Consider the following 26591-nt stretch of genomic DNA (forward strand, 5'->3'; position numbering starts at 1 on the left):
GACCGGCGACTGCCCGAAACCCGTCATGACCGGGACTACCGCCCTGACCGGCGACTGCCCGAAACCCGTCATGACCGGGACTACCGCCCTGACCGTCGACTGTCCGACTCTCGTCGCGACTGGGACGTGCGCCCTAGGCTCGACACGTCTCAAACCACCCGGACCATTGAGGCAATAGATCAATTGCTCGACCGTATACCCAATCGAAAAGCAGAGATCGACCATGGCATTACGTCCGATGACATCCGGGCTGGCAAGTATGGAGCGCTCCCACCAAAGACAATGAAGGAGCTTGAAAAGCTGGACAAAGACCAAAACTACCGGCTGGTCATTCTAAGTAGCGAAAAAAATTGGGAGTCTGCCTGGATACCCACTGACGGAAACAAACCTACCTTGACCCAACCGCTGAACGACGACCCAGTTTTAACGAAAAACAACCACCACCCCATATGGGGCTTACCAGAAATAATTAAAACCCAAGCAAACTCCATCAACCTTGGCGTTACTTCAGATGACTTAAAAAAAGGCGCACACGGCGCACTTTCTCCAGAAATAAAGAAGAGCCTTGACCAGCTGCCGCACGATAAAAACTATTCACTGGTCTCACTCCCTGATTACATGGGGAATGGCATTCCCCTGCTCATATGGGAAGACAAAGACAATCGACACAACTATGTGCCTATTGGTCTTGTAGAAGACCGCCCGCACTGATACCGCCCACGCACGCTAATTTGAACACTGCGCCCCCCTGCGCAGTGTTCAGCGCGCAACCCTATGGAGCAATTACTTGGTCACATGGTGGTCCCGCAACTTGTTGGCAATCGTAGTATGCGAAACCCCTAGCCGCTTACCCAGTTGCCGACTGCTGGGGTGTTCTGCGTACAGCACTTCCAGCACCGCCTTCTCAAACCGCCCGACAATCTCTTCCAAACCACCCTCCAGGGAAAAATCGCCAAGCGGTTGACGCACGCCATAATCCGGCAGGCGAATGTGCTCAGCTTTGACCGTACCGCCGTCACACAACGACACCGCCTGGAACAGCACGTTTTCCAACTGCCGCACGTTGCCCGGCCAATGGTAGTGACTGAGACGTTCCATCGCCGCCGGGGCTAGCTTGGGCAACGGGCAGCCGATCTGGCGGCTGGCCTGATCGAGGAAGTGCTCAACCAGCGGCGCCAGGCCATCAAGGCACTCGCGCAGCGGCGGGATGTGCAACGACAGCACATTCAGGCGGTGATACAGATCCTGGCGAAACTCACCACGCGCGCATAGCTCAGACAAATCCACCTGGGTCGCACAGATCACCCGCACATCCAGGTACACCTCTTCATCACTGCCGACGCGCCTGAAGCAACCGTCCTGCAGAAAACGCAGCAACTTCACCTGCAAACGCGCGCTCATTTCCCCAACGCCATCGAGAAACAACGTACCGCCCGCCGTCAGCTCCAACAGCCCGAGCTTGCCTTCGGCCCGCGCACCTTCAAACGCACCCGGGCCGTAGCCGAACAGCTCGGTCTCGGCCATCGACTCCGGCAGGCCTGCGCAGTTGAGGGCCATCAGCGGCGACTGTCCGCGCGGGCTGGCCAGGTGGCACGCCCGCGCCAGCAGTTCCTTGCCGGTGCCCGTCTCGCCTTCTATTAATAGAGGCGCGTCCAGCGGTGCCATGCGCCGCGCTTCGCGCACCACGGCCGCCATGACCTTGGAGCTCTGGAAAATACTGTCGAAGCCGCGCAGTTCCTGCTTGCGCACATTGTAGATACGCTCCCCCACGCGGTCGGCACGGTGCAGGGTCAGCACGGCGCCCGCCATGGCTTCACTGTCATCGTGTTCGGAGGATTGCAGCGGCGCGATATCCGCCAGGAAGACGTCACCCTTGACCTTGACTCGCAGGCCATTGATGCGTGATTTGCTTGCACGTACCAACTCGGGCAGGTCGAAATCCTCGGCATAGCGCGACAATGGAATGCCCGGCACCTCATCAACCCGCACGCCGAGCAACTGTGCCGCTGCACGGTTGGCGGCGACGATGGAGCCACCCATGTCGATGGACAGCACCGGAAACTCCAGGGCACCGAGCAACGCATTGAGTTCCATGTGGCGCCGCTCGCTGGGCATCAGCCCTACCCGCTTGACGCCGAACACCCCGGCGATCGCTTCGAATTGCGGGCGCAACGCCTGGAATTGCATGTTCACCAGGTTCGGGCAGAACAGGTAGATGGCATTGCCGTGTTCGCCACCGACCTCCCCCTTGGCGACGTTGACGCCGTACTCCACCAACAGGTTGAGGATGTCCCGCAGGATGCCGATGCGGTTCTGGCAGTGCACTTTGATACGCATGAAAAGGCCCGAAAAGTGGGAAGGCGCCGCGTCTTTTTGCCGCTGGGCGCAGATAGTCGTCAAGATTATGTGACAGCTTGTGTGCTTTTCCCAGCCCAATCCAACGATGAGCGCCACAAACGTAACGAAAACTTTACGAATATCGGTAACTTTTCCTACGGATACACGCGGCAGGTAGATGGAATCTCTCCCACCAAGGGGTATCAATAGGCTCATAGCAGGACATAACAAGAACGAATGCCTAGCAGGAGAGCCGTATGAAGCAGACGCAGTACGTGGCCCGCGAGCCCGATGCGCAAGGTTTTATCCACTACCCGCCGGAAGAACATGCGGTGTGGAACACCCTGATCACTCGCCAGTTGAAAGTGATCGAGGGGCGCGCCTGCCAGGAATACCTGGACGGCATCGACAAGCTTGGCCTGCCCCTGGATCGTATCCCGCAACTGGGTGAAATCAACAAAGTGCTGGCCGAGACCACCGGTTGGCAAGTGGCCCGCGTGCCGGCACTGATCCCCTTCCAGACCTTCTTCGAATTGCTCGCCAGCAAGCAGTTTCCGGTCGCGACCTTTATTCGCACCCGCGAAGAATTGGACTACCTGCAAGAGCCGGACATTTTCCACGAGATCTTTGGTCACTGCCCGCTGCTGACCAACCCCTGGTTCGCCGAATTCACCCACACCTACGGCAAGCTCGGCCTGGCGGCCACCAAGGAGCAACGGGTGTACCTGGCGCGCCTGTACTGGATGACCATCGAGTTTGGCCTGGTGGACACACCGCAGGGCCGGCGCATCTATGGGGGCGGTATTCTGTCGTCGCCCAAGGAGACGGTGTACAGCCTGTCGTCCGAGCCCGAGCACCAAACCTTCGACCCGCTGGAAGCGATGCGCACACCGTATCGCATCGACATCCTGCAACCGCTGTACTTTGTCCTGCCTGAACTCAAGCGCCTGTTCGACGTGGCGCAGGAAGACATCATGGGCATGGTGGAGCGCGGCATGCAGCTCGGTTTGCACGCGCCAAAATTCCCACCCAAGCCCAAAGCTGCGTGAACCTTACGTTTTGAAGCCAGGTGAACCTGTTCCCTGGCCGCGCGTTGCTTTAGGGTGACGCTACTGATCTTCATACATTCGAATTCAGGACACCTACATGACCACCTTGAACCAAGCCCACTGCGAAGCCTGCCGCGCCGACGCCCCTCAAGTCAGCGATGAAGAGTTGCCGGTACTGATCAAGCAGATCCCCGACTGGAACATCGAAGTACGCGATGGCGTGATGCAGCTGGAAAAGGTTTTCCTGTTCAAGAACTTCAAGTTTGCCCTGGCCTTCACCAACGCCATGGGCGAGATCTCCGAAGCCGAAGGCCATCACCCAGGCCTGCTCACCGAATGGGGCAAAGTCACCGTGACCTGGTGGAGCCACTCCATCAAGGGCCTGCACCGCAATGACTTCATCATGGCCGCGCGCACCGACGACGTGGCCAAGGACGCCGAGGGCCGCAAGTAATGCATTTTGATGCCATTGGCCGTGTGCCCGGCGACCCGATCCTGGGTTTGATGGACCTGTATGCCCAGGACAGCAACCCGAACAAGTTCGACCTGGGCGTGGGCGTCTACAAGGACGACCAGGGCCTGACACCTATCCCCCACTCGGTGAAGCTCGCCGAGCAGCGCCTGGTGGACACGCAAACCACCAAGACCTACATCGGCGGCCACGGCAATGCCGCCTTCGGCACACTGATCAGCCAATTGGTGCTGGGCGCCGACTCGCCGCTGATTCGCGAACGCCGTGCCGGCGCCAGCCAGACCCCGGGCGGCACCGGGGCCCTGCGCCTGAGCGCCGACTTCATCGCCCAGCACCTGCCGGGCCGTGGCGTGTGGTTGAGCAACCCAACCTGGCCGATCCACGAAACCATCTTTGCCAAGGCCGGGCTCAAGGTCAGCCATTACCCCTACGTGGGCACTGACAACCGCCTGGATGTGCAGGCGATGCTGGCCACGCTGTCCAAGGTGCCAGAGGGCGATGTGGTGCTGCTGCACGCCTGCTGCCACAACCCAACCGGTTTCGACCTGTCCCAGGACGACTGGCGCCAGGTGCTGCAGATCGTGCGCGAGCGCCGGCTGCTGCCGCTGATCGACTTTGCCTACCAAGGCTTTGGCGACGGCCTGGAGCAGGATGCCTGGGCGGTGCGTCTGTTCGCGGCTGAGTTGCCAGAACTGCTGGTCACCAGTTCGTGCTCGAAGAATTTCGGGCTGTACAGCGACCGTGTCGGCGCGTTGATCGTGTGCGCGGCGGATGCCGAGAAGCTGACCGATGTGCGCAGCCAACTGGCAAACATCGCGCGCAACCTGTGGTCAACGCCGCCGGATCATGGTGCGGCCGTGGTCGCGACCATCCTCGGCGATGCCGAGCTCAAGGCGTTGTGGAGCGGTGAAGTCGAAGCCATGCGTTCGCGGATCGCGCAGTTGCGTTCCGGGCTGGTGGAGGCGCTGGCGCCACACGGGCTGGCCGAGCAGTTCGCACACATTGGCGCGCAACGCGGGATGTTTTCCTATACCGGCCTGAGCGCCGAACAGGTCAAGCAACTGCGCGAGAAGCACAGCGTGTACATGGTGAGTTCGGGCCGGGCCAACGTGGCGGGGGCTGATGCCACGCGGCTGGCGTTGCTGGCCGAGGCCATTGCTGACGTCTGCAACTGACGAAACTCAATCTAAATGTGGGAGCTGGCTTGCCTGCGATAACGGTGTCACATCCAATAGAGATGTCGACTGAAACATCGCTATCGCAGGCAAGCCAGCTCCCACATTTTTGTCCGTGTGAATCCTTCAGCCCGCCACCATCTCGGCTTTGAGCTGTGCTTCTTTCGCCTGGGCATCCGCCAACCGATACAACTCGATGCTGCCATCCCAGTGTTCGATCAACGCCGTGCACGACTCCACCCAATCCCCGCAATTGAGGTAATCCACCTCGCCCACCTTGCGAATCTCCGCATGGTGAATATGCCCGCACACCACGCCATGCAGTTCACGCTTGGTCACTTCGTGGGCGATGGCTTCTTCGAAGTCGCTGATAAAACTCACCGCCGTCTTGACCTTGTGCTTGAGGTAAGCCGACAGCGACCAGTAACCGTAGCCATAGCGTGCGCGCCAGTGATTGAGCCAGCGATTGAGCGTGAGGGTGAATTCGTAGGCCGAGTCACCGAGGAACGCGAGCCAACGGTGGTAGCGCGTGATGACATCAAACTGGTCACCGTGGATCACCAACAGATGCCGGCCATCGGCAGTCACATGCACCGCTTCGTCCACCAACTGGATATTGCCCAGGATCAGCTTGGAGTAACGGCGCAGGAATTCGTCATGGTTGCCAGTGACGTAGATCACTTCGGTACCGCGCTTGGCCATGGTCAGCAGGCGCCGGATCACGTTGGTATGGGCCTGGGGCCAATACATGCCGCCGCGCATTTTCCAGCCGTCGATGATGTCGCCCACCAGGTAGACCTTATCGGCGTGGTAGCCCTTGAGGAAATGCGACAGATGTTCGGCCTGGCAATCCCGGGTGCCCAGGTGCACATCGGAAATCCACAGGGTACGAACCCGTTGCTTGCGGCTGGGCTTGGCGAACTCGGCACTGGTCATGGGCATCCCTCGACGGTGTTTTCGCGAGCTTGCGCCACGGCGATTAATAGCCCATGACAACTGTGCGTCAGTCTGATGACAGCGCCCGGTGCCCGCGAAGCGTTGTAGACTGCGCAGATGCTGCCCAGGAGACCGTGATGGGACCGACGCTCACACTACGCCACTACATCGAAGCCCCCCTCGCCCACAGCCATGACCATGCGCAGCTGGTGTTCGGCCTGTCCGGCCACCTGGACCTTGAAGTGGATGGCCGAGGCAGCCAGGTGCATGAAAGCAGCGTGATGGTGCTGCCGTTCTCGGCCCACCATGCCTGCGGCAGCCGCGATGGCAGCCGTTGTCTGGTGCTGGATGTGCCCACCGAACACTGGGTAGTGCAATCGCTGGGCGAACACGCCGATGCCAGCCGCCGCCTGCTCGACGAACCCGCGCGCCTGACCCTCGACACCCGGCAAAGCCAACTGGTGCAATGGCTGGCCCACAGCCCGGTGGATGACCCGCTGATCGTCCAGCAAGGTGCGGTGCTGCTGCTCGCCAGCCTCAATCACCCCCAGGCCCAACCCGTGCCTGGCAAACGCTTGCCCTACACCGCGTTCAACGCCCACATCGAGCGGCATGTCGCGCACCCGCTGCAAGTGGCTGACTTGGCGCGCATCGCCGACCTGTCGGTCGCACGCCTGCACGCACGTTTTATCGTCGAATGCGGGCAGACGCCGATGGACTATATCCGCAGCCGTCGGCTGCAGATGGCCTTGAAGCTGCTGCGCGAGACGCCGTTGCCCATCGGTGAAGTCGCCGACCGCGTCGGGTACAGCTCGCAGAGTGCGTTCGCAGCGGCGATGCTGCGGGAGTTCGGCGCATCACCGGGGGCGTTGCGCCGCTCACTGTAGGAAGAGTCTCGCGACAACGGGCGCGAGTCGGACGACAGACACGCTCGTTTGCAACCCTCTACACTGCGCCTCGATAAACCTGTTGGTTCAAGGATCGCAATGACTCCCCGCTCAGCCCTCGGCGCCCTGCATATCGGCGCATTGATGTTTGGCCTCACCGGCGTGTTCGGCAAGCTGGCAGCCGCCTCGCCCGCCATCATCGTGTTTGGCCGCGCCGCCTTCGCTGTACTGGCCCTCGCGGTGTTCGCGCGCTTTGCCAGCAACACCACCTGGAAAACCCTTGAACTGCGTGACTGGCGCCGGCTGCTCATCAGCGGCGTGCTGCTCGCTGCGCACTGGGTGACCTTCTTCATTGCGGTCAAAGTGGCCGGCGTGGCCGTGGCGACCCTGGGGTTCACCGCGTTCCCGGCCTTTACCGTGATCCTTGAAGGGTTGATCTTCCGCGAGCGTATCCGCGCCAATGAAGTGGTGCTGGTGGCGCTGGTCAGTGTCGGCCTGGTGCTGGTGACACCCGATTTCAATTTGGCGAGCGAAGCCACGGGCGGCTTGCTGTGGGGCATCGCCTCGGGGCTGCTGTTTTCGTTGTTGTCCCTGAACAACCGCGCCAGCTCCGGGCGCATCCCGGCCGTGCAGGCGGCGCTGTGCCAGAACGTCGTGGTTGCGGCATGCCTGCTACCGGTGGCGGCGCCTGGTTTGGCCGATGTGCGTGCCATTGACTGGCTGTGGATTGGCCTGCTCGGCGTGTTCTGCACTGGACTGGCCCACAGCCTGTTCGTGGCCAGCCTGGCGGTGATCAAGGCGCGCACCGCCTCAGTGGTATTTGCCATGGAGCCGGTCTACGGCATTACCGTGGCCTGGCTGTTGTTTGCCGAAACCCCGACCTTGCGTATGTTGCTGGGCGGCGTCTTGATCATCATCGCCATCGTGCTGTCCGGCCTGATGGGCAGCGCCAGCCAGGCCAAACAGCCTGCGGCGGCGGCTTGATCTATACTTTGCGCATCCGCAACAGTCTGTCGTCGTTCAACGGATAAGGCCACTCGACGACAGCCCTGCCCTTTGATGTTGCTGCAAGCGAGTGGTCACTCCCATAACGCTATGCAGGGGTTTCATCATGGAAATGCTCATCAGCTTGCTGGTTCAAATCATCAGCGGTGCCGTCGGCGGAAACGTCGCCGGCATGACCAAGCAGAGCCTGGGGACTGGGCTCAATACGCTTCTCGGCGGTATTGGCGGCCTGGTCCTGGGCCAGGTTGTCTCGCAGTTCACTGGAACGTCCGGCGGTGAAGCGCTGGATGTGGCGGCAGTCGGCAGCAATATCGTGGGCGGCGGCGTTGGCGGCCTGGTGCTGACTTGGGTGGTCGGGTTCATCAAACAAAAGCTGGCGGCCAAATAGCCTTAACGGTCACCGCTGCTCTGCGGCGGTGACCGTCATTGCGTACGATCGTTGTGGCCCAGGTCGCGTGCTGGGTCGATCTGGTCGCGCACACGTTGCTTGAGCACCTTGGCTTCCGGAAAACCGCCATCGGCCTTGCGCTCCCAGATCTGCACGCCATCGCAGGTGATGCGAAACGCCCCGCCGGTAGCCGGTTCCAATGCCACGCGCCCCAGGTCGTCGCAGAACGTACTCAACAACTCCTGGGCCAGCCACGCGGCACGCAGCAACCATTGGCACTGGGTGCAATAGGTAATGACGATCTCGGGTTTGTTAGTGGACATAATTTGAGAGGTTCCTGGCGTAACGGGCTCGGAGGATCGGGTGGCTATAATACCGGCCTTTACCGCCCAGCCTCGAGATTGATGATGCGCCGCCTGCTGTCCTGCCTGTTCCTGTGCCTTGTCCCCCTGCTTGCTGACGCCGTCGAGCCTCCACGGCCCAGAGTCGGCCTGGTACTCTCCGGCGGCGCCGCCCGGGGTTTGGCCCATATCGGCGTGCTCAAGGCGCTGGAAGAACAAGGCATCCACATCGACGCCATCGCCGGCACCAGCATGGGCGCGGTGATCGGCGGGCTGTATGCCTCGGGCTACAGGATCGATGAACTGGAAAAGCTGGCGCTGAATATCGACTGGCAACAGGCCCTGTCCGATGCGCCGCCCCGGGAGGACGTGCCGTTTCGACGCAAGCAGGATGACCGGGACTTCCTGGTCAAACAGAAACTCAGCTTCCGCGACGACGGCAGCCTGGGCCTGCCACTGGGCGTGATCCAGGGCCAGAACCTCGCGCTGTTGCTGGAAAGCATGTTCGCCCACAACAGCAACACGCGTAATTTCGACAAGTTGCCCATCCCGTTTCGGGCCGTGGCCACCGACATCACCACCGGTGAGAAAGTGGTGTTCAGCAAGGGGCACCTGCCTCAGGTGATTCGTGCCAGCATGTCGATCCCGGCCGTCTTCGCGCCGGTGGAGATCGATGGCCGCCTGCTGGTGGACGGCGGCATGACCGACAACATCCCGTTGGATGTGGCGCGGGAGATGGGCGTGGATATTGCCATTGTGGTCGACATCGGCACCCCGCTGCGCTCGCGCAAGCAACTGGCCACGGTGGTCGATGTGCTCAACCAGTCCATCACCCTGATGACCCGACGCAATTCCGAAGAACAACTCAAGGCCCTGCACCCCAAGGACGTGCTGATCCAACCGCCCCTGGCCGCCTACGGCGTGACGGATTTCGGCCGCGCCAAAGACATGATCGACGCCGGCTACCGCGCCACCCGCGCCCTCGACGTGCGCCTGGCCCATTTACGCCCCACCGAGCCTGTGGACCCACAACTGGTGGCCGCGCGCACTGCAGGTGAACGCACCCCGGTGATCACCGCGATCAAGGTGGAGAACGATTCGAAAGTCAGCGAAGACGTGATCCGCTACTACATCCGCCAACCCTTGGGTGAACCGCTGAACCTGGGGCGCCTGCAGACCGACATGGGCACGCTGTACGGCCTGGACTACTTCGAGCAGGTGCAATACCGCGTGGTGAAGAAGGGCCAGGACAACACCCTGGTGATCAGCGCACGCGGCAAACGCGCCGGCACCGATTACCTGCGCCTGGGCCTGAACCTGTCGGATGACATGCGCGGCGACAGCGCCTTCAACCTCGGCGCCAGCTACCGCATCAACGGTATCAACCGCCTTGGCGCGGAATGGCTGACGCGGGTGCAGATCGGTGATCGCCAAGAACTGTACAGCGAGTTCTACCAGCCGATGGACACCGGCTCACGCTACTTCGTCGCGCCCTATATCAGTGCCCAGGCGCAGAACGTTGAACTGATTCTGGACAACGACCCCATCTCCGAATACCGCCTGGAACGCTACGGCTTCGGCCTGAACGTGGGGCGCCAGATCGGCAACAGCGGCGAGATCCGCTTCGGCGTCGGCGAGGCCTGGGGCAAGGCCGACGTGCGTATCGGCGACCGCGACTCGCCAAGCGTGAGCTTCAGTGAGGGCTTCTATGAGCTGAAGTACTCGTTCGACTCCCTGGACAACGTGTACTTCCCCCATGCCGGCGAAGACATTGGCCTGGCCTACCGGGAGTTCGAACCGGGGCTGGGTTCGGACCAACGCTACCGCCAGTGGGAGTTCAAGCTGGACAAGGCCATGAGCAATGGCCCGGACACCCTGGTGCTGGGCGGGCGCTACGGGCGCACGCTGGATAAATCCGACGTGGTGATTTCCAGCTTCCTGCTCGGCGGGGCGCGACAGCTGTCGGGCTTTCGCGAGGATGCGATCTCGGGCCAGAACATCAGCCTGATGCGCGCGGTGTACTACCGTCGCCTCACGCCGCGTTCGTATTTGCCGCTGGACTTCCCGCTGTACCTCGGGGCATCGCTGGAACGGGGCCGGGCGTGGAACAACGACAATGAGTTCGACAGCGGGTATATCAACGCCGCGAGCATTTTCCTGGGGTTCGATACGCCGCTGGGGCCGCTGAACTTCAGCTATGGCTTCAACGATGACAACCAGCAGGCGGTGTACCTGAACCTGGGCCAGACGTTCTAGAAAAGCCGAACACCAAACCAAATGTGGGAGCGGGCTTGCTCGCGAATGCGGTGTGTCAGCGACTGAAAAGGTAACTGATACTCCGCATTCGCGAGCAAGCCCGCTCCCACATTTTGATCTTCACGGAATCAGGGGTCAGGACTTTTCCAGGTTCGCCAGGATATGCGCATGCACACGCATGCACACGCTCAAATCGGCTTCGTCCACCCCCACAAACAGTTCATGACGCAGGGCCGTGGCGATGGTTTCGATCTGCTCAATCAACGGACGGGCTGTGTCACACAGCAGGATGCGCTTGGCACGGCGGTCTTCCAACACCGCCTGGCGTTGCACCAGGCCCTGGCCTTCGAGGCTGTCGAGCAGCCGCGCCAAGGTCGGCCCTTCTACACCGACACTCTGTGCCAGTTCCCGCTGGGTGGGGGCATCTTCGAAACGGGCCAGGTGCAACAGCACCAGCCAACGTGCCTGGGACAAGCCCAGCCCCGCCAAACGGCGGTCCAGTTCGGCACGCCAACCTCGGGACATTTGCGCCAACTGCATGCCAAAGCGGTGTTGATCGGTTAACGGCATAAAAAACTCATGGTTTAGACTGAAAATAAAGTGTGGCTAATTATTAGTCAGCTAAGCATGAGCCATGCCAGTAGGCAAGAGTTGCTATGTACTGATTCGTTACATTGTCGTAATTGGCGCACTAAATTTCGAATTCAGACTGTAAAGCCGCCCGTACACAGTACAAAACGCCCTCAGGAACACGACCCGTAAACAGTGGCGCAACCTCCGCGACAGGTGGCAATTCGCCTTCTCCGTCAAGGAAAGCGTCCTGGATTTCACCGAGCAAATCCTCCGGCAAATCAAGGGCCTGCTCCAGGGAGAGCTGCTGCTTGCCGATGGATTCGGCCAACAGGGTGTAGACGTTTTTTTCCGAGCATTGCAACTGGCCGGCGATCTGGATCGGGGTCATGCCGGCGCGTGCCAGGCTGATCAGCTCGTGGCGGATATCGGCGACTTCCTTCGGTGCTTCGGCCTGCCCGCCGAGCACTTCCAGGAACGCCTGGCCGTAGCGCTCCAGCTTGCGTGCACCCACGCCGCTGACCCGGGCCATCTCGGCCATGGTGGTGGGCTGTTCGCGCAGCATTTCGAGCAAGGTGGAGTCCGGGAAAATAACGTAGGGCGGCACGCTGTGTTCCTGCGCCAGTTTGCGCCGCAGGGTACGCAAGGCTTCCCACTGTTCGCGCTCTTCGCCTCGTACCAACTGGCTAGCCTGGCTGGTGCTGCTCTTGACGGTGGTTTGCGGCTTGAGGTCGCGGCGCAGTTCAAGACTCACTTCACCCTTGAGCAACGGCCGGCAATTGTCGTTCAAGCGCAGCCCGCCATAACCTTCGATGTCAATGTCGACCAGATTGCGTGCAACCATCTGCCGGAACAACGAACGCCACTCGCCTTCCGCACGGGCTTTGCCAATGCCATAGACCGAAAGTTTTTCGTGGCCAAAACTGCGAATTTTTTCGTTGTCCTTGCCCAGCAACACATCCACCAGATGGCCCACCCCATAGCGTTGGCCGGTGCGGTGAATGGTCGACAACGCCTGGCGCGCCGGTTCGGTGGCGTCCCAGGTCTGCACGCCATCGATGCAGTTGTCGCAATGCCCACAGGGCTCGGGCATGTCTTCGTCGAAATACGCCAGCAAGGTCTGGCGACGGCAGCGGGTCTCTTCACACAACGACAGCATGGCATCGAGCTTGTGCTGCTCCAGGCGCTTGTGGCGCTCGTCGCCTTCGGAGTTCTGCAGCATCTGCTTGAGCATCACCACGTCCTGCAGGCCGTAGACCATCCAGGCATCGGCCGGCAGGCCGTCACGGCCGGCGCGACCGGTTTCCTGGTAGTAGGCCTCAAGGGACTTGGGCAGGTCCATGTGGGCCACAAAACGCACGTTGGACTTGTCGATCCCCATGCCAAACGCAATGGTGGCAACCATGATCAGGCCTTCCTCGTTGAGGAAACGCTTCTGATGGTAGGCCCGCAGGTCATTCGGCAACCCCGCGTGATACGGCAACGCCGGGTAGCCCTGCTCGCAGAGGAAGGCTGCCACTTCATCGACCTTTTTGCGTGACAGGCAGTAGACGATACCTGCATCGCTGCGCCGTTCGGACAGGAACGCCAGCAACTGTTTGCGTGGCTGCTCCTTGGGCACGATGCGGTAGAAGATGTTCGGCCGGTCGAAGCTCGACAGGAAGCGCTCGGCATTCTGCAAATGCAGGCGCTCGACGATTTCTTCGCGGGTACGCTTGTCGGCGGTGGCGGTCAGGGCGATGCGCGGCACATCGGGAAACAGCTCCGCCAACTGCCCCAGTTGCAGGTATTCGCGACGGAAGTCATGACCCCATTGCGAGACACAGTGAGCCTCGTCGATGGCGAACAGGGCGATTTCCAGGCTCTGCAGGAACGCCAGCATGCGTGGCTGCACCAGGCGTTCGGGAGCCAGGTACAACATCTTCACTTCACCGCGCTTGATCCGCGCGGCCAGGTCGCGCTGTTGTTCGGGGCTGAGGGTGGAGTTCAGCGAGGCCGCAGCGACGCCGAGTTCTTCAAGGGTGGCCACCTGATCGTCCATCAACGCGATCAGCGGCGACACCACCACGGCCAGGCCGTTGCGCAACAGGGCCGGCACCTGGAAGCACAAGGACTTGCCGCCACCGGTAGGCATCAGTACAAGGGCATCGCCGCCACTGGCCACGCGCTCAATGATCGCACCCTGGCGGCCACGAAAACTGTCGTAGCCGAAGATGTCCTTGAGGACGCGTTGAGCCTGCTCGAGCATGTAAAACTCCAAAATGGTGCCGAAATCCCACTGTACAGGCTGGCTGAGAAAACGCGTCTGCACGGCAAATAATCCGTAAGCGAAGTTTTCTCGGATTGGCCTTGGCCTGCCGGGACATCACAAAACGCGGCAGTATACCCGAGCGACACCCGGCAAAGGGCGCCGCTGACGAATAGCGACCACTCTCTAAAACCTGGCAAATATGCAGTGCGGCTGGCCTGGGCGCTCAAGAAGGCCTAGAATTCAGCATCGTTTATTCCCAAGGTAGTCCTTCAATGTCCTTCGCTGAGCAACTAACCCGCCTGCAAGCCTTCCTCGACGCCGATGAGCTGCATGACGAGGCGCTGGACTACGTGGCCGCCCATGGCTACCTGACCGCCCTGTCGATCTGCTCCGAAGTCGTGCCCGACCGCGAATGGATCGACGCGCTGTTCGCCGAAGAACCGCACTACACCGACGCTGCCCAGCGTGAAGAAATCGAATCCACCCTGCTGGCCCTCAAGGCCCACATCGGTCGCCAGCTGGCTTCCGACGAGGAGTTCGAGCTGCCATGCGAGCTGGACCTGGGTGATGAGCCCGACGATTCCGACCTGCGCGGCTGGTGCATCGGCTTCATGGAAGGTGTGTTCCTGCGCGAAGCCGCCTGGTTCGAAACCGCCGAGGAAGAAGTCAGCGAAATGCTGCTGCCGATCATGGTGGGTTCGGGCCTGTTCGACGACCAGCCGGAGTTCTCCGACATCGCGGCCGACGCCAATCTGATGGACGACATGATCGTTCAGATCCCGGAAGCCCTGACCGCCCTGTACCTGCTGTGCAACGCCCCTGACGAAAAACCGGCGATCCTCAAGCCCCGCCACCACTGAGTCGCTTGCCCGTGACACCCATGGGCAACCGTCCTCTGCTCCTGCGTTACGCCCTGCTGGCCATCGGCTGGCTGAGCGTGGCGCTGGGAGTGATCGGCATTTTCCTACCGGTATTGCCGACCACGCCCTTCCTGCTGCTTGCCGCCGCCTGCTTCGCCCGAAGCTCTCCGCGCTTCTACCACTGGCTGGTGGAACACCCACGCCTGGGGCCGTGGATCCGTGATTACCTGGACGGCAACGGCATCCCACTCAAAGGCAAGGTCTACGCCATCGGCTTGATGTGGCTGAGCATCGGCCTGTCCTGCTACCTGGTGCCACTGCCCTGGGCCCGGGGCTTCATGCTGACCAGTGCGGTGCTGGTGACGATCTACATCCTGCGCCAGAAAACCCTGCCACCCCGCCCACGGTAGACACCGGCTTTTGCAGGAACCAGTCCCCACACAAGCCCTGCACACGACCTTGGTCGACACTGACTAACCCCAAGCATCATGCGAGACTGTGCAACCGGGCCTGGAATGCCTGGGTGTTTTTATGCTCGGAGTTACCATGACGCTGTCCAGCGGGCTGATCGCCGCCGTTGCCCTGGCCTATATGGCCATTATGTTTGCCATCGCCTTCTACGGTGACCGCCGCCGTGCGCCGCTGCCACCGCGTATGCGTGCCTGGGTGTACAGCCTGTCGCTGGCGGTCTACTGCACCAGCTGGACCTTCTTCGGCGCCGTAGGCCAGGCGGCCGAGCAGCTGTGGGCGTTTTTACCGATCTACCTCGGCCCCGTGCTGTTGCTGGTGTTGGCGCCCTGGGTGCTGCAGAAGATGATTCTGATCAGCAAGCAGGAAAACATCACCTCCATCGCCGACTTTATCGCCGCGCGCTACGGCAAGTCCCAATCCTTGGCTGTGGTGGTGGCGCTGATCTGCCTGGTCGGCGTGCTCCCTTATATCGCCTTGCAGCTCAAAGGCATCGTGCTGGGCGTGAACCTGCTGATCGGCTCCGGCCCCGACACCACCGGCACCCGCGCCCAGGACACCGCGCTGATCGTGTCGCTGGTGCTGGCGCTGTTCACCATTGTGTTCGGTACACGCAACCTCGACGCCACGGAACACCACCGCGGCATGGTACTGGCCATCGCATTTGAATCCCTGGTCAAGCTGTTCGCGTTTCTCGCCGTCGGCGCGTTTGTGACCTACGGCCTCTACGACGGTTTCGGTGATCTGTTCAGCCAGGCCATGCTCGCGCCTCGGCTGGAGGAGTACTGGAAAGAAACCATCAACTGGCCCTCGATGGTGGTACAGACCGGCGTGGCGATGATGGCGATCATCTGCCTGCCCCGGCAGTTCCATGTGACGGTGGTCGAGAACATCGACCCGCAGGACCTGCGTCTGGCCAAGTGGGTGTTCCCGGCGTACCTGATCCTCGCCGCACTCTTTGTGATCCCCATCGCCCTCGGCGGCAAGATGATGCTGCCGGGCTCGGTGTTGCCGGACTCCTACGTGATCAGCCTGCCCATGGCCGAAGCGCATCCGGCACTGGCGGTGCTGGCGTTTATCGGCGGCGCCTCGGCGGCCACCGGCATGGTGATCGTGGCAAGCATCGCCTTGTCCACCATGGTGTCCAACGACATGCTGCTGCCGTGGCTGCTGCGCCGTTCCAGCGCCGAGCGGCCGTTCGAGGTGTTCCGCCACTGGATGCTGTCGGTACGCCGGGTCAGCATCGTGATCATCCTGCTGCTGGCCTATGTGAGTTACCGCTTGCTCGGCTCCAGCGCGAGCCTGGCAACCATCGGCCAGATCGCCTTCGCCGCCGTGACCCAGCTGGCACCGGCCATGCTCGGCGCACTGTACTGGAAACAGGCCAACCGGCGCGGTGTATTTGCCGGGTTGGCTGCGGGAACATTCCTGTGGTTCTACACATTGGTCCTACCGGTGACGGCGAAAAGCCTGGGATGGTCTCTGAGCCTTTTCCCAGGGCTGACGTGGATGCACTCACACCCGCTGGGCTTGTCCGTCACCTCACTGACCCTCGGCACGGTGTTCTCCCTGGCAGGCAACTTCACACTGTTCGTATGGGTGTCGATGCTGTCGCGCACGCGGGTATCCGAACACTGGCAGGCCGGGCGCTTCATCGGCCAGGAAATCAGCCAGCGTGCCAGTGCCCGCTCGATGCTGTCGGTGCAAATCAGCGACCTGCTCAGTTTGGCTGCACGGTTCGTTGGCGAGGAGCGCGCCCAACAGAGCTTTATCCGGTTCGCCTATCGCCAAGGCAAAGGTTTCAACCCCAACCAGAATGCCGATAACGATTGGATCGCCCACACCGAACGCTTATTGGCAGGTGTGCTCGGTGCGTCCTCGACCCGCGCAGTGGTGAAAGCCGCCATTGAAGGGCGGGAAATGCAGCTCGAAGACGTAGTACGCATTGCCGACGAAGCGTCGGAAGTACTGCAGTTCAATCGGGCGCTGCTACAAGGCGCCATCGAGAACATCACCCAGGGCATCAGCGTGGTCGACCAGTCGCTCAAGCTGGTGGCGTGGAACCGCCGTTACCTGGAGCTGTTCAACTACCCCGAAGGCCTGATCAGCGTGGGCCGGCCGATTGCCGACATCATTCGCTACAACGCTGAGCGTGGCCTGTGCGGGCCGGGCGAAGCCGAAGTGCATGTGGCGCGGCGCCTGCATTGGATGCGCCAGGGCCGTGCGCATACGTCCGAGCGTCTGTTTCCCAATGGCCGGGTGATCGAGCTGATTGGCAACCCGATGCCGGGCGGTGGGTTTGTCATGAGCTTCACCGACATCACCGCGTTCCGTGAAGCCGAGCAGGCACTCACCGAGGCCAACGAAGGCCTTGAGCAACGGGTGACCGAGCGCACGCACGAGCTTTCGCAGCTCAATGTGGCACTCACTGACGCCAAGGGCGTGGCCGAGTCCGCCAGCCAATCCAAGACCCGTTTTCTGGCCGCCGTCAGCCATGACTTAATGCAGCCGTTGAACGCGGCCCGGTTGTTCTCCGCCGCCCTCTCCCACCAGAACGACGGGATGTCCAGCGAGGCCCGGCAACTGGTACAGCACCTGGACAGCTCGCTGCGCTCGGCCGAGGACCTGATCAGCGACCTGCTGGACATTTCACGCCTGGAGAACGGCAAGATCAATCCGCAGCGTCAGCCCTTTGTGCTCAACGAGCTGTTCGACACCCTGGGCGCGGAGTTCAAGGCCTTGGCCCAGGAGCAAGGCTTGCGCTTCCGCCTGCGTGGCAGCCGTTTGCGGGTGGACAGTGACATCAAGTTGTTGCGCCGCATCCTGCAGAATTTTCTCACCAATGCCTTCCGCTATGCCGACGGCCCGGTACTGCTCGGCGTACGTCGACGCAAGGGCGAACTGTGCCTGGAAGTGTGGGACCGTGGCCCTGGCATCCCGCTGGATAAACAGAAGGTGATCTTCGAAGAATTCAAGCGCCTGGACAGCCACCAGACCCGTGCCGAGAAAGGCCTGGGGCTGGGTTTGGCGATTGCCGACGGCCTGTGCCGGGTGCTCGGCCATCGCTTGAGCGTACGTTCGTGGCCGGGCAAAGGCAGCGTGTTCAGCGTGCGCGTACCGTTGGCGCGCAACCAGGCAAATCTGCAGGTCAAGGCGGCGCAGGAAAACGGCCTGCCATTGAGCGGCGCACAGGTGCTGTGCGTGGATAACGAAGAAAGTATCCTGATTGGCATGCGCAGCCTGCTCACCCGCTGGGGCTGCGAGGTCTGGACCGCCACCGACCAGGCGCAATGCGCTGCGCTGTTGGCCGAGGGGATGCGCCCACAACTGGCGCTGGTGGATTACCACCTGGACCAGGGTGAAACCGGCACTGAACTGATGGGGTGGCTGCGCGCGCAACTGGCGGAGCCGATTCCGGGCGTGGTGATCAGTGCTGACGGCCGCCCGGAAATGGTCGCTGAAGTGCACGCCGCAGGTTTGGATTACCTCGCCAAACCCGTCAAACCCGCGGCGTTGCGTGCGTTGTTGAGTCGGCATTTACCCCTATAGACCGGTCCGACTCGGTCAAATGTGGGAGCTGGCTTGCCTGCGATAGCGGTCGTGACAGATCCACCGCTATCGCAGGCAAGCCAGCTCCCACATCGACCGCATTGTTTATTCGGGGAGATGGGCGACGCCGTCGGCGTCGGTCATGGCACGCTCCAGCAGATCGGCAGGAAGGCTTTTGCTCGCGCGGGCACCCAGCAGCCGCAGTTGCTCGGTACGGCTGACCAGGTTTCCGCGCCCATCGGTCAGCTTGTTTCGCGCAGCGCTGTAGGCCTTGTCCAACTGCTGCAAGCGGTTGCCCACTTCATCCAGGTCCTGGATAAACAGGACGAACTTGTCATACAGCCAGCCGGCACGCTCGGCGATTTCCCGCGCGTTCTGGCTCTGGCGCTCCTGCTTCCACAGGCTATCGATCACCCGCAGCGTGGCGAGCAAGGTGGTGGGACTGACGATCACGATATGGCGGTCGAACGCTTCCTGGAACAGGTTGGGTTCGGCTTGCAAGGCGGCGGAGAACGCAGCCTCGATAGGGACGAACAGCAACACGAAATCCAGGCTGTGCAGGCCTTCCAGGCGTTTGTAATCCTTGCCGGCCAGGCCTTTGACGTGATTGCGCAGGGACAGGACGTGCTGCTTGAGCGCCGCCTGGCCAATCACCTCATCATCCGCGCCCACATACTGTTGATAGGCGGTGAGGCTGACCTTGGAGTCGACCACCACCTGCTTGTCACCCGGCAACATGATCAGCACGTCCGGTTGGAAACGCTCGCCGTCCGGGCCCTTGAGGCTGACCTGGGTCTGGTACTCGCGGCCCTTTTCCAGGCCGGCGTGTTCCAGCACGCGCTCAAGGATCAGCTCGCCCCAGTTGCCCTGGGTTTTCTGGCCCTTGAGGGCACGGGTGAGGTTGGTGGCTTCGTCCGACAGGCGCAGGTTCAGTTGCTGCAGACGTTCGAGTTCCTTGGCCAGGGAGAAGCGCTCGCGGGCTTCGTTCTGGTAGCTCTCTTCGACGCGCTTTTCAAAGGATTGAATGCGCTCCTTCAGAGGGTCCAACAGCTGCCCGAGGCGTTCCTGGCTGGTTTCGGCGAAGCGCTGCTCGCGCTCATCGAAGATCTTGCCGGCCAGTTCAGCGAACTGTGCGCGCAGCTCGTCCCGTGAACCTTGCAGGTCGGTGAGGCGTTGTTGATGGCTTTCCTGCTGCTCGCGCAGTTCGGCGCTCAGGGCCGCGGCCAGCGCGTCGAGGCGGCGCAGTTCGGTGTCCTTGGCGCTGCGGTCGAGGTTCCAGGCATGCGCCGCGTCGCGGGCGTTATCGCGGTCGATCTGCAACAGCTCGACCTCGCGGCGCACAGCGGCCAGGTCTGCCTGCTTGGCCGCGTTGGCCTGGCTCAGGTCGCTGATCTCGTCACGGCTGGCATCCAACTGGGCCGCCAGCCCTTCCTGGGCCATTTGCGCCATGGCCAGGCGCTCTTCGAGCAGCTCCCAACCGCTCATGCGCGCGCTCAGGCGTTGCTGGAGCTGCCAGCACAGGGCCAACAACGGCACCGCTGCGCCAGCAAGACCCAAGGCAATACTGGTCCAGTCAAAAGCCATAGCCATTTCTGCCATTACCGAAAAAGTGCAAGGTTAACCAAGCGCGGGGCGAGAGGACAGCTCAGTCTTCGACCTGGCCCAGCTCGCGTTGGGCACGGCGATCACCGGCGCGGGCGGCCAGGCGCAGCAGGTCGTGACCGATGCGGCGGTCGCGGGCGTTGCCGCATTCACGGCACATCAACTGGCCCAGGCGGCTTTGGGCAGCTACCACACCTTCACGGGCCGGCTGCTTGAGCAAGCGCCCGGCGAAGTGTTTGACGTTGGTGTTATGGCCCAGGCGCGGGCTGTCGAGCAACCACAAGGCAACTTCCAAGGAGAAACGCTTGGGTGCGGTAACAGTTTGAGGAGTGTCGGTAACAGAAGGTGATACTGAGCGAAACTTCATAAAGCACTGTGGGACAGAACGGAAGGCGCGCCACTCTACTCTTTTTTTCGTACAGGTAAAGCTGAAAAAACCCTGCACGCCCGTTCTAGAGCAAGCGCTCGGGACAATCCACAGAAGCTGTGGATAACTCAGTGGACAACCCCCCTTTAACTCTCGCAAAGGCCCATGAAATGGGGGCCGCAGTCAAACTGACGATTTTTTCACCAATAAAAAAAAGCGAGATTTTTCATTGACTTAAATTTCCTTTGCAGGCAATTGGCGGCCCTTCATCGTACTTGACAGCGTGGTTACACACGCCGCAACTAATGTGCACAAGTACCCACCTGATGGTTATATCGTCGGCGTTTTTTGATCCGACACGGTGGAAAATGTTACCGGCGGACCAAACCGAGGTGCTTTTCAAATCCGCGCCGGCTCGCCACACTGCTTCACCCACACAACCCTGTGCGACTCGATGAAAGGAATTCTGTTATTCGCCCTGTTGCTGCTGGCGGTCTGCGCGATATCGCTGGGCATCAATGCCGTGCTGCCCTCCCCCGATGGCGCCTTGTTCGCGATTGCCATCCTGCTGTCAGCCGCATTTACCGCCGCGAGCCTGTGCATCGAGTTGGGTGACGGCCGAATCAACGACATGCGCGACGTGATGAAGGTGGTCGAGACCGGCCAATCCTTGCGCCTGACCCTGGCCGCCTACGGGCTGGGCTGCTCGCTGGCAGCGGCGATCACGGTACTGGTCTATCGCGGGTTACTGGGCGCCTGATTAAATTATTTTGACTAGCACACTTTCTTTCCTTGTTTCAATCCGTTACTATCCGCCGCGTTAGTACCAAGCTGAAAGTCAATTCTGGTCGAACAAGTCCCCTGAACAACACGGGATCGACCACCTCGATGGTTTCCAGGTATTCCTTGCGACGACACAGCCTTTGAACAAGCAAAGGGTGTCGCGAAGTCTCAATACTCTGACCGAACCAACCTGCAAATTGATCAGGATCTTCACCCCGGGCCCAGAACCTTTGCCCCTGTTGTGTTGCCTGCCCTCCTAAGTACCTACCTGCCAGCCCAAGCGCGCCTAACTTATCAGCGCTTCAAACTGGCTGCTTTGTTCCAGTCGGGTTCTTCGTTTGATCAATGGTGATCAACGTTACTGGAACGTTTTAACGTTGCACGGTTCTTAATCCGTGTCATTTGTAGGAACACCCATAACATGAACGCTCAAATCCACACTCAGGATGCCATTCGCACCCTCACCAACGCTTTTGCCCCAATGAACTGCCTGATCATGGCCGCTCGCAAAGGCTGCTTCAGCTTCACCCTGGTCAACGAACACGGCATCGCTCGTCACAGCGAACGCCTGTACCCCGATCAATACTCCAGCGCAGAACCGCTGCAGGCCGTGATCGAGCGTACCCGTCAGGCCCTGACTGCCTGACCGACCCGAGTTGCTGAAACACAAAAACCCTGCCTGAAAAGCAGGGTTTTTTATTGCCCGGAATTCAAGGTTTGAGCATTTGTACTAAGGCCAAATTGATATAAACGTTATAACTAAATGAATAAGATGTTTTAAAAACAGTCCTTTACATCACAAATATGACACTACACTTCAACTCAAGCGGCATGATCCGCTTGCGACGAGCCTGAGATCCGATCCCCTGCTGCCAAGCCCCCTCTCAGGCTTCGTCGACCACTTTCACGGATTGAGGCTTGTATGGGTATCGCTGCCAGTGAATTGTGTCGTTATGTGATCAGGCCCACGCTGAAGTACCTGGGCCGGGATGATCAAGCGGCCGAATCCTTGCTGCTGGGCATTGCTGCCAGCCAATCGGAACTGGGTTCCGCCCTGCACGATCGGCGCGGCCATGGCCTGTACAGCATCACCGAACCTCGTCACCGCGCACTCTGGGACGACTACCTGGCCCTGGACCCCGAACGCGCCAGCCTTGTGCGGGGGCTGGCCAGCCAGCATGCATTTCTCAGCGCACCCCAACTTGAGCTCACCGTCAACCTGCGTTACGCCACCGCCATCGCCTGGCTGCTGGTCGAACAACATAGTCCCGCCCTTCCACTGCCTGGTGATGTATTGGCGATGGCGCGTATCTGGAAAGAAATTTTTCATCCACAAGGAAGGCTGCGCGATTTCACTCAAGCCTGGCAAACCTGTGTTTCACCCATGAATCAGGTCACTTGTTGATCAGGCGTTTTGCAAGATTCGGCTAAAAACGTTGATTTTGGTCGGATTGTCCTACAAAACCGCTCTATCTCCTGCATTACAGCCTATAGCGCGAACTTAAATTTATTGTTACTTTCCGCAGCGGTGATCACCACGGAGTTCTAATAATGAAAAAAGTAATGCTCAAGACCACACTTAGCCTCGCCGTTGCCATGGCATCCTCCCACCTGTTCGCAAGCGGTTTCGCACTGAACGAACAGAGCGTCAGCGGGATGGGTACGGGTTTCGCAGGTCGCTCTTCTTCTGCCGATGATGCAAGCACTGTTTACGGTAACCCTGCCGGTATGGCTCGCCTGAATGGCCAGCAGATCACGGGCGGTGTTGCAGCCATCGATGCCTCGACTGACATCAGCGACACCGGCGGCAACTCTCGCGGTTCCAACAAAGGTGACATGGTTCCGTTCACCGCGGTGCCATTTGGCTTCTACACCAACAAACTCAATGATCAGTGGGCCATCGGCTTCGGTGTCTACGCACCGTTCGGCCTGGTGACCGACTATGAAAGCGGCTTCCAGGGCCGTGGCTTCGGCAGCAAGAGCGAAGTGAAGGTCATCACCTTCCAGCCGACTGTCAGCTATGCATTCAACGACCGGGTTTCCATCGGCTTTGGCCCAACCATCAACCGGATTTCCGGCGTGCTGGAGTCGGACAAGACCCTCAACCCGGCCTTCAGCGACACCAATGTCAAAATCAAGGGTGACGATACAGCCCTGGGCTTCAACGTCGGCGTGCTGGTTCAAGCAACCGATACCACACGCGTGGGCTTGACCTACCACTCGAAGGTCAACTACAAGCTGGACGGTCACACCACCGTCAGCGGTCCGGCCGCTACACAGCCGTTCCTGCGCAACAACCGTTACGACGCTTCGCTGAAAATCGAAACGCCTGAATCCTACGATCTGTCGGTCACTCAAGACCTGACCGACGCCTGGAAACTGTACGGTGGTGCCACTTGGACACGCTGGAGCCGCCTGAAGGAAATCACCGTCAATAACGAAGGTGTGACCGCTGCTGCAGGCGGTGGCCTGGCACCAAGCCAGCTGACGGCGATCACCGAGAAACAGGACTGGCACGACACCTGGGCCTACGCCGTGGGTACTTCGTACCAGTTGACCAAACAGGTGGTGCTGCGTACGGGTCTGACTTTCGACCAATCGCCTACCAACAACACTGATCGTTCGCCGCGCATTCCTACCGGTGACCGTACAATCTTCAGCGTGGGCCTGGGCTACAAAGTCATGGATAACATGACCATCGACCTCGCCTACTCCTACCTGAAGGAAGAAGACGTCAAGGTCAATCAGACTGCTGCTGCTCCGTCGACCGCCAGCTACCGCGCCAAATACGAAAACAGTGCCAACGGTTTCGGCCTGGGCATGACCTACACCTTCTGATTCAGACCGGTGTAAAAAAGCCCCGCTCTCCTGCAAAGGAGGCGGGGCTTTTTAGTGGTCGATGATCAGGGTTTTGAAGCCAACGCCTGCTCCACCGCCTGTATCAGGTCCGGACTGTCCGGCTTGGTCAAGCTGGAGAAATTGGCGATTACCTTGCCCTGGCGATCCACCACGTACTTGTAGAAATTCCACTTCGGCGCACTGGTCTGTTGCGCCAGCACCTTGAACAGATGCACCGCATCCGGCCCCTTGACCCTCTGCGGCTCCGTCATGGTAAAGGTCACGCCGTAGTTCACGTAACACACCTTGGCCGTCTCTTCGCCGGTCTTGGCTTCCTGCTTGAAGTCATCGGACGGCACGCCAATCACTTCCAACCCCTGGCCCTTGTAGCGTTGGTACAGGGCTTCGAGGCCTTTGAACTGCGGCGCAAAACCACAGAAGCTGGCGGTATTGACGATCACCAGCGGCTTGCCGGCGAAGCGCTGGCACAGGTCGATGGATTCCTTGGCGCGCAACTTGGGCAGTTGGCCTTCCAGCAACGGCGGGCAATCGGCGGCCATGGCCACGCCGCCAAACGCAGCCATCAGGACGGGTACAGCGAGCCAACGCTTCAGCATGTGGAGTGTCCTTGCAAGAGTTCAGGCAATGAACTTAACAGATCGACATACCCAGTTGCATCAACGCCAGCCCGCCGTGCTGCCAACCCCACCAAGCGAGGAGCAGCAACAGCACGGCCGCCACTGGCAGCAGGAACCGCAACGCTACACTCATGCCGCCTCCAGTTGGGTTTGCAAGCGCGCCACTGGCCGCTCACGCACTGGCCAGTTCAACGCGGCAGCGAGCAGGCTCAGCAGGATCGCCACCTGCCAGATCAAATCGTAGTTGCCGGTTCGATCATAGACCACCCCGCCCAACCAGCCGCCGAGAAACGAACCCAACTGGTGGAACAGGAACACGATCCCACCGAGCATCGAGAGGTTTCGCACACCAAACAACGTCGCAACCGTGCCGTTGGTCAGCGGCACGGTGGACAGCCACAAGAAGCCCATGGCCATGCCAAACAGGTAGGCCGTGACTTCGGTCACCGGCGCCCACAGGAACAACACGATCACCACCGCGCGCAGCAGGTACAACGCGGTCAGCAAGCGCGGCTTGGACATGCGCCCGCCCAGCCAACCCGCGGTGTAGGTGCCAAACACGTTGAACAGGCCGATCAACGCCAACACTGTGGTGCCGACGGTCGCCGGCAGGTGCTGGTCCACCAGGTAAGCCGGCAGGTGCACGCCGATGAACACCACCTGGAAACCACACACGAAAAAGCCGAAGGCCAGCAGCCAGAACCCGGAATGGGAGCAGGCCTCTTTCAAGGCTTCGCGCATCGTCTGCTGACCGACCACCACGGGCAGCGGCCGGTCCTTGAGCATGGCCACCAACGGCAGGATCAGCGCGACCATCATGCCCAGCGCCAACAGCGCCGCCGACCAGCCCAACCAGCCGATCAAACCGAGAGTGCCCGGCACCATGGCGAACTGGCCGAAAGAACCGGCCGCGCTTGCAATGCCCATGGCCATGCTGCGCTTCTCCGGTGGCACGGCACGCCCCACCACGCCCAGAATGACCGAGAACGATGTGCCGGAAAGGCCGATACCGATCAACAAACCAGCACTCAAAGACAACGACCACGCCGAGTCGGACATGCCCATCAACACCAGGCCTGCGGCGTACAGCACGCCCCCGACAAACACCGCCTTGGTCGCACCGAATCGATCGGCCAGGGCACCGGTGAACGGCTGCGCCAGGCCCCAGATCAGGTTCTGCAAGGCGATGGCGAAAGCAAAGGTTTCGCGACCCCAGCCAAATTCGCTGCTCATCGGTGCCAGGAACAGGCCGAAGCCGTGCCGCACGCCCAAGGACAACGCCAGGATCAGCGCACTCCCCAAAAGAACCCAGCCACTGGTGCGCCACATCGAGGTCATTTCTTATTCTCCGCCGCGGGTATATACCCGCTTGTGTTCGAACAAACCCGCCTTCAAGCGAGTTCGTCCAGCAAGGCCAACAGGGTTTCGCGTTTTTCCGCGCCCAGTTGATCGATCAATTTCTGCTGCGCCGCTTCCCACGCCGGCAATGCCGCCGCCAGCCGTTCGATGCCGGCGTCCGTCAACAGCACCAGGCGGTTGCGCAAATCATCGCCTTCAACCAGCTGCACCAGGCCCTCACCTTCCAGCACCCGCAGGTTTCGACCCAGGGTGCTGCGGTCCAGGCCCATGGCTTCGGCCAGGCTGGAAATACTCGGCTGGTCGAGACGCTGCAAGTTACACAGCAAAGAATACTGGGCAACGTTGATCCCGAAGCCGTCGAGAGCGCCGTCGTAATACCTGCTGACGCCACGGGCGGCGCGACGCAGGTTTGTGCATAAACATTGGGAGGCAAGCATGGAGCGTGTATATACCCGGGATT

At 60.7% G+C, this 26591-nt stretch carries 25 protein-coding genes; 15 read left to right on the forward strand and 10 right to left on the reverse strand.

Features of this window, described 5'->3' with window-relative positions; genetic code table 11:
- On the forward strand, window positions 1-711 hold a 711-nt coding region (locus tag M2394_RS14255), incomplete at its 5' end, for a hypothetical protein (RefSeq protein ID WP_259172912.1).
- A 72-nt stretch (window positions 712-783) separates the two neighbouring features.
- On the opposite strand, the gene M2394_RS14260 is transcribed toward M2394_RS14255, so the two are convergent.
- On the reverse strand, window positions 784-2337 hold the full coding sequence (locus M2394_RS14260; RefSeq protein ID WP_178919805.1) for a sigma-54-dependent transcriptional regulator: 1554 nt from the start codon (window positions 2335-2337) through the stop codon (window positions 784-786).
- Between the two features lie 257 nt (window positions 2338-2594).
- Between M2394_RS14260 and phhA the strand changes: the two genes are divergently transcribed.
- From phhA to M2394_RS14275, 3 genes are all read left to right on the forward strand, one after another.
- Window positions 2595-3386 carry a phenylalanine 4-monooxygenase gene (gene phhA / locus M2394_RS14265; RefSeq protein ID WP_178919806.1) on the forward strand — a complete coding sequence of 264 codons (792 nt, stop codon included), beginning with the start codon at window positions 2595-2597 and terminating at the stop codon, window positions 3384-3386.
- Between the two features lie 97 nt (window positions 3387-3483).
- A complete protein-coding gene (locus M2394_RS14270; protein ID WP_105523117.1) occupies window positions 3484-3840 on the forward strand; it encodes a 4a-hydroxytetrahydrobiopterin dehydratase in 357 nt (118 codons plus the stop codon).
- On the forward strand, window positions 3840-5033 hold the full coding sequence (locus M2394_RS14275; RefSeq protein WP_259172914.1) for an amino acid aminotransferase: 1194 nt from the start codon (window positions 3840-3842) through the stop codon (window positions 5031-5033). Before M2394_RS14270 ends, M2394_RS14275 begins: the two co-directional genes overlap by 1 nt.
- Before the next feature lie 126 nt (window positions 5034-5159).
- Here the strand turns inward: M2394_RS14275 and M2394_RS14280 are convergent, their stop codons facing one another.
- Window positions 5160-5969 carry a UDP-2,3-diacylglucosamine diphosphatase gene (locus M2394_RS14280; protein WP_178919808.1) on the reverse strand — a complete coding sequence of 270 codons (810 nt, stop codon included), beginning with the start codon at window positions 5967-5969 and terminating at the stop codon, window positions 5160-5162.
- 137 nt (window positions 5970-6106) lie between these two features.
- Here M2394_RS14280 and M2394_RS14285 point away from each other — a divergent pair, with 137 nt between their 5' ends.
- From M2394_RS14285 to M2394_RS14295, 3 genes are all read left to right on the forward strand, one after another.
- A complete protein-coding gene (locus M2394_RS14285) occupies window positions 6107-6856 on the forward strand; it encodes an AraC family transcriptional regulator (RefSeq protein ID WP_178919809.1) in 750 nt (249 codons plus the stop codon).
- Window positions 6857-6955: 99 nt separating this feature from the next.
- Window positions 6956-7840, forward strand: coding sequence for a DMT family transporter (locus M2394_RS14290; RefSeq protein ID WP_178919810.1), 885 nt, complete (start codon window positions 6956-6958; stop codon window positions 7838-7840).
- Between the two features lie 127 nt (window positions 7841-7967).
- Complete coding sequence (locus M2394_RS14295; RefSeq protein ID WP_259172915.1) at window positions 7968-8249, forward strand: hypothetical protein; 282 nt, start codon at window positions 7968-7970, stop codon at window positions 8247-8249.
- A gap of 35 nt (window positions 8250-8284) precedes the next feature.
- Here M2394_RS14295 and M2394_RS14300 read toward each other — a convergent pair whose 3' ends face one another.
- The gene (locus tag M2394_RS14300; RefSeq protein ID WP_176996213.1) at window positions 8285-8572 is read right to left on the reverse strand and encodes a SelT/SelW/SelH family protein; all 288 of its coding nucleotides are present in this window, start codon (window positions 8570-8572) and stop codon (window positions 8285-8287) included.
- An 84-nt stretch (window positions 8573-8656) separates the two neighbouring features.
- On the opposite strand from M2394_RS14300, the gene M2394_RS14305 reads away from it, so the two are divergent.
- Entirely contained in the window at window positions 8657-10846 is a 2190-nt protein-coding gene (locus tag M2394_RS14305) for a patatin-like phospholipase family protein (protein ID WP_259172916.1), read from the forward strand.
- A gap of 135 nt (window positions 10847-10981) precedes the next feature.
- Here M2394_RS14305 and M2394_RS14310 read toward each other — a convergent pair whose 3' ends face one another.
- Window positions 10982-11416 (reverse strand): MarR family transcriptional regulator, encoded by a 435-nt coding sequence (locus M2394_RS14310; protein WP_178919813.1) that lies wholly within the window; start codon window positions 11414-11416, stop codon window positions 10982-10984.
- Between the two features lie 121 nt (window positions 11417-11537).
- Window positions 11538-13664: a DNA helicase RecQ gene (gene recQ, locus M2394_RS14315; protein WP_178919814.1), complete on the reverse strand. Its 2127-nt coding sequence runs from the start codon at window positions 13662-13664 to the stop codon at window positions 11538-11540.
- A 275-nt stretch (window positions 13665-13939) separates the two neighbouring features.
- On the opposite strand from recQ, the gene M2394_RS14320 reads away from it, so the two are divergent.
- The 3 genes from M2394_RS14320 to M2394_RS14330 all read left to right on the forward strand — a co-directional run bounded on the left by M2394_RS14320 (window position 13940) and on the right by M2394_RS14330 (window position 18544).
- Window positions 13940-14527, forward strand: coding sequence for a YecA family protein (locus M2394_RS14320; protein WP_178919815.1), 588 nt, complete (start codon window positions 13940-13942; stop codon window positions 14525-14527).
- 20 nt (window positions 14528-14547) lie between these two features.
- On the forward strand, window positions 14548-14937 hold the full coding sequence (locus M2394_RS14325; RefSeq protein WP_178919816.1) for a YbaN family protein: 390 nt from the start codon (window positions 14548-14550) through the stop codon (window positions 14935-14937).
- 136 nt (window positions 14938-15073) lie between these two features.
- A complete protein-coding gene (locus tag M2394_RS14330; protein ID WP_178919817.1) occupies window positions 15074-18544 on the forward strand; it encodes a PAS domain-containing hybrid sensor histidine kinase/response regulator in 3471 nt (1156 codons plus the stop codon).
- A 105-nt stretch (window positions 18545-18649) separates the two neighbouring features.
- Here M2394_RS14330 and rmuC read toward each other — a convergent pair whose 3' ends face one another.
- Both rmuC and M2394_RS14340 read right to left on the reverse strand, forming a co-directional pair.
- A complete protein-coding gene (rmuC, locus tag M2394_RS14335) occupies window positions 18650-20128 on the reverse strand; it encodes a DNA recombination protein RmuC (protein ID WP_372339899.1) in 1479 nt (492 codons plus the stop codon).
- A gap of 61 nt (window positions 20129-20189) precedes the next feature.
- Complete coding sequence (locus M2394_RS14340) at window positions 20190-20513, reverse strand: sel1 repeat family protein (protein WP_259172917.1); 324 nt, start codon at window positions 20511-20513, stop codon at window positions 20190-20192.
- A 454-nt stretch (window positions 20514-20967) separates the two neighbouring features.
- On the opposite strand from M2394_RS14340, the gene M2394_RS14345 reads away from it, so the two are divergent.
- From M2394_RS14345 to M2394_RS14360, 4 genes are all read left to right on the forward strand, one after another.
- On the forward strand, window positions 20968-21273 hold the full coding sequence (locus M2394_RS14345; RefSeq protein ID WP_178919818.1) for a hypothetical protein: 306 nt from the start codon (window positions 20968-20970) through the stop codon (window positions 21271-21273).
- Window positions 21274-21717: 444 nt separating this feature from the next.
- Window positions 21718-21942 (forward strand): hypothetical protein, encoded by a 225-nt coding sequence (locus tag M2394_RS14350; RefSeq protein ID WP_005790139.1) that lies wholly within the window; start codon window positions 21718-21720, stop codon window positions 21940-21942.
- Window positions 21943-22218: 276 nt separating this feature from the next.
- Window positions 22219-22701 (forward strand): hypothetical protein, encoded by a 483-nt coding sequence (locus tag M2394_RS14355; RefSeq protein ID WP_178919819.1) that lies wholly within the window; start codon window positions 22219-22221, stop codon window positions 22699-22701.
- Window positions 22702-22847: 146 nt separating this feature from the next.
- Window positions 22848-24134: an OmpP1/FadL family transporter gene (locus M2394_RS14360; RefSeq protein WP_178919820.1), complete on the forward strand. Its 1287-nt coding sequence runs from the start codon at window positions 22848-22850 to the stop codon at window positions 24132-24134.
- 65 nt (window positions 24135-24199) lie between these two features.
- Here M2394_RS14360 and M2394_RS14365 read toward each other — a convergent pair whose 3' ends face one another.
- From M2394_RS14365 to M2394_RS14375, 3 genes are all read right to left on the reverse strand, one after another.
- Window positions 24200-24751: a glutathione peroxidase gene (locus M2394_RS14365; RefSeq protein ID WP_259172919.1), complete on the reverse strand. Its 552-nt coding sequence runs from the start codon at window positions 24749-24751 to the stop codon at window positions 24200-24202.
- Window positions 24752-24901: 150 nt separating this feature from the next.
- Window positions 24902-26110, reverse strand: a complete 1209-nt coding sequence (locus M2394_RS14370; protein WP_372339900.1) for an MFS transporter — start codon at window positions 26108-26110, stop codon at window positions 24902-24904.
- A gap of 53 nt (window positions 26111-26163) precedes the next feature.
- On the reverse strand, window positions 26164-26568 hold the full coding sequence (locus M2394_RS14375; protein ID WP_178919822.1) for a MarR family winged helix-turn-helix transcriptional regulator: 405 nt from the start codon (window positions 26566-26568) through the stop codon (window positions 26164-26166).
- Window positions 26569-26591: the final 23 nt, after the last annotated feature.

It is taken from the genome of Pseudomonas sp. BIGb0164, from assembly GCF_024810135.1.
Taxonomy (GTDB): Bacteria; Pseudomonadota; Gammaproteobacteria; order Pseudomonadales; family Pseudomonadaceae; genus Aquipseudomonas.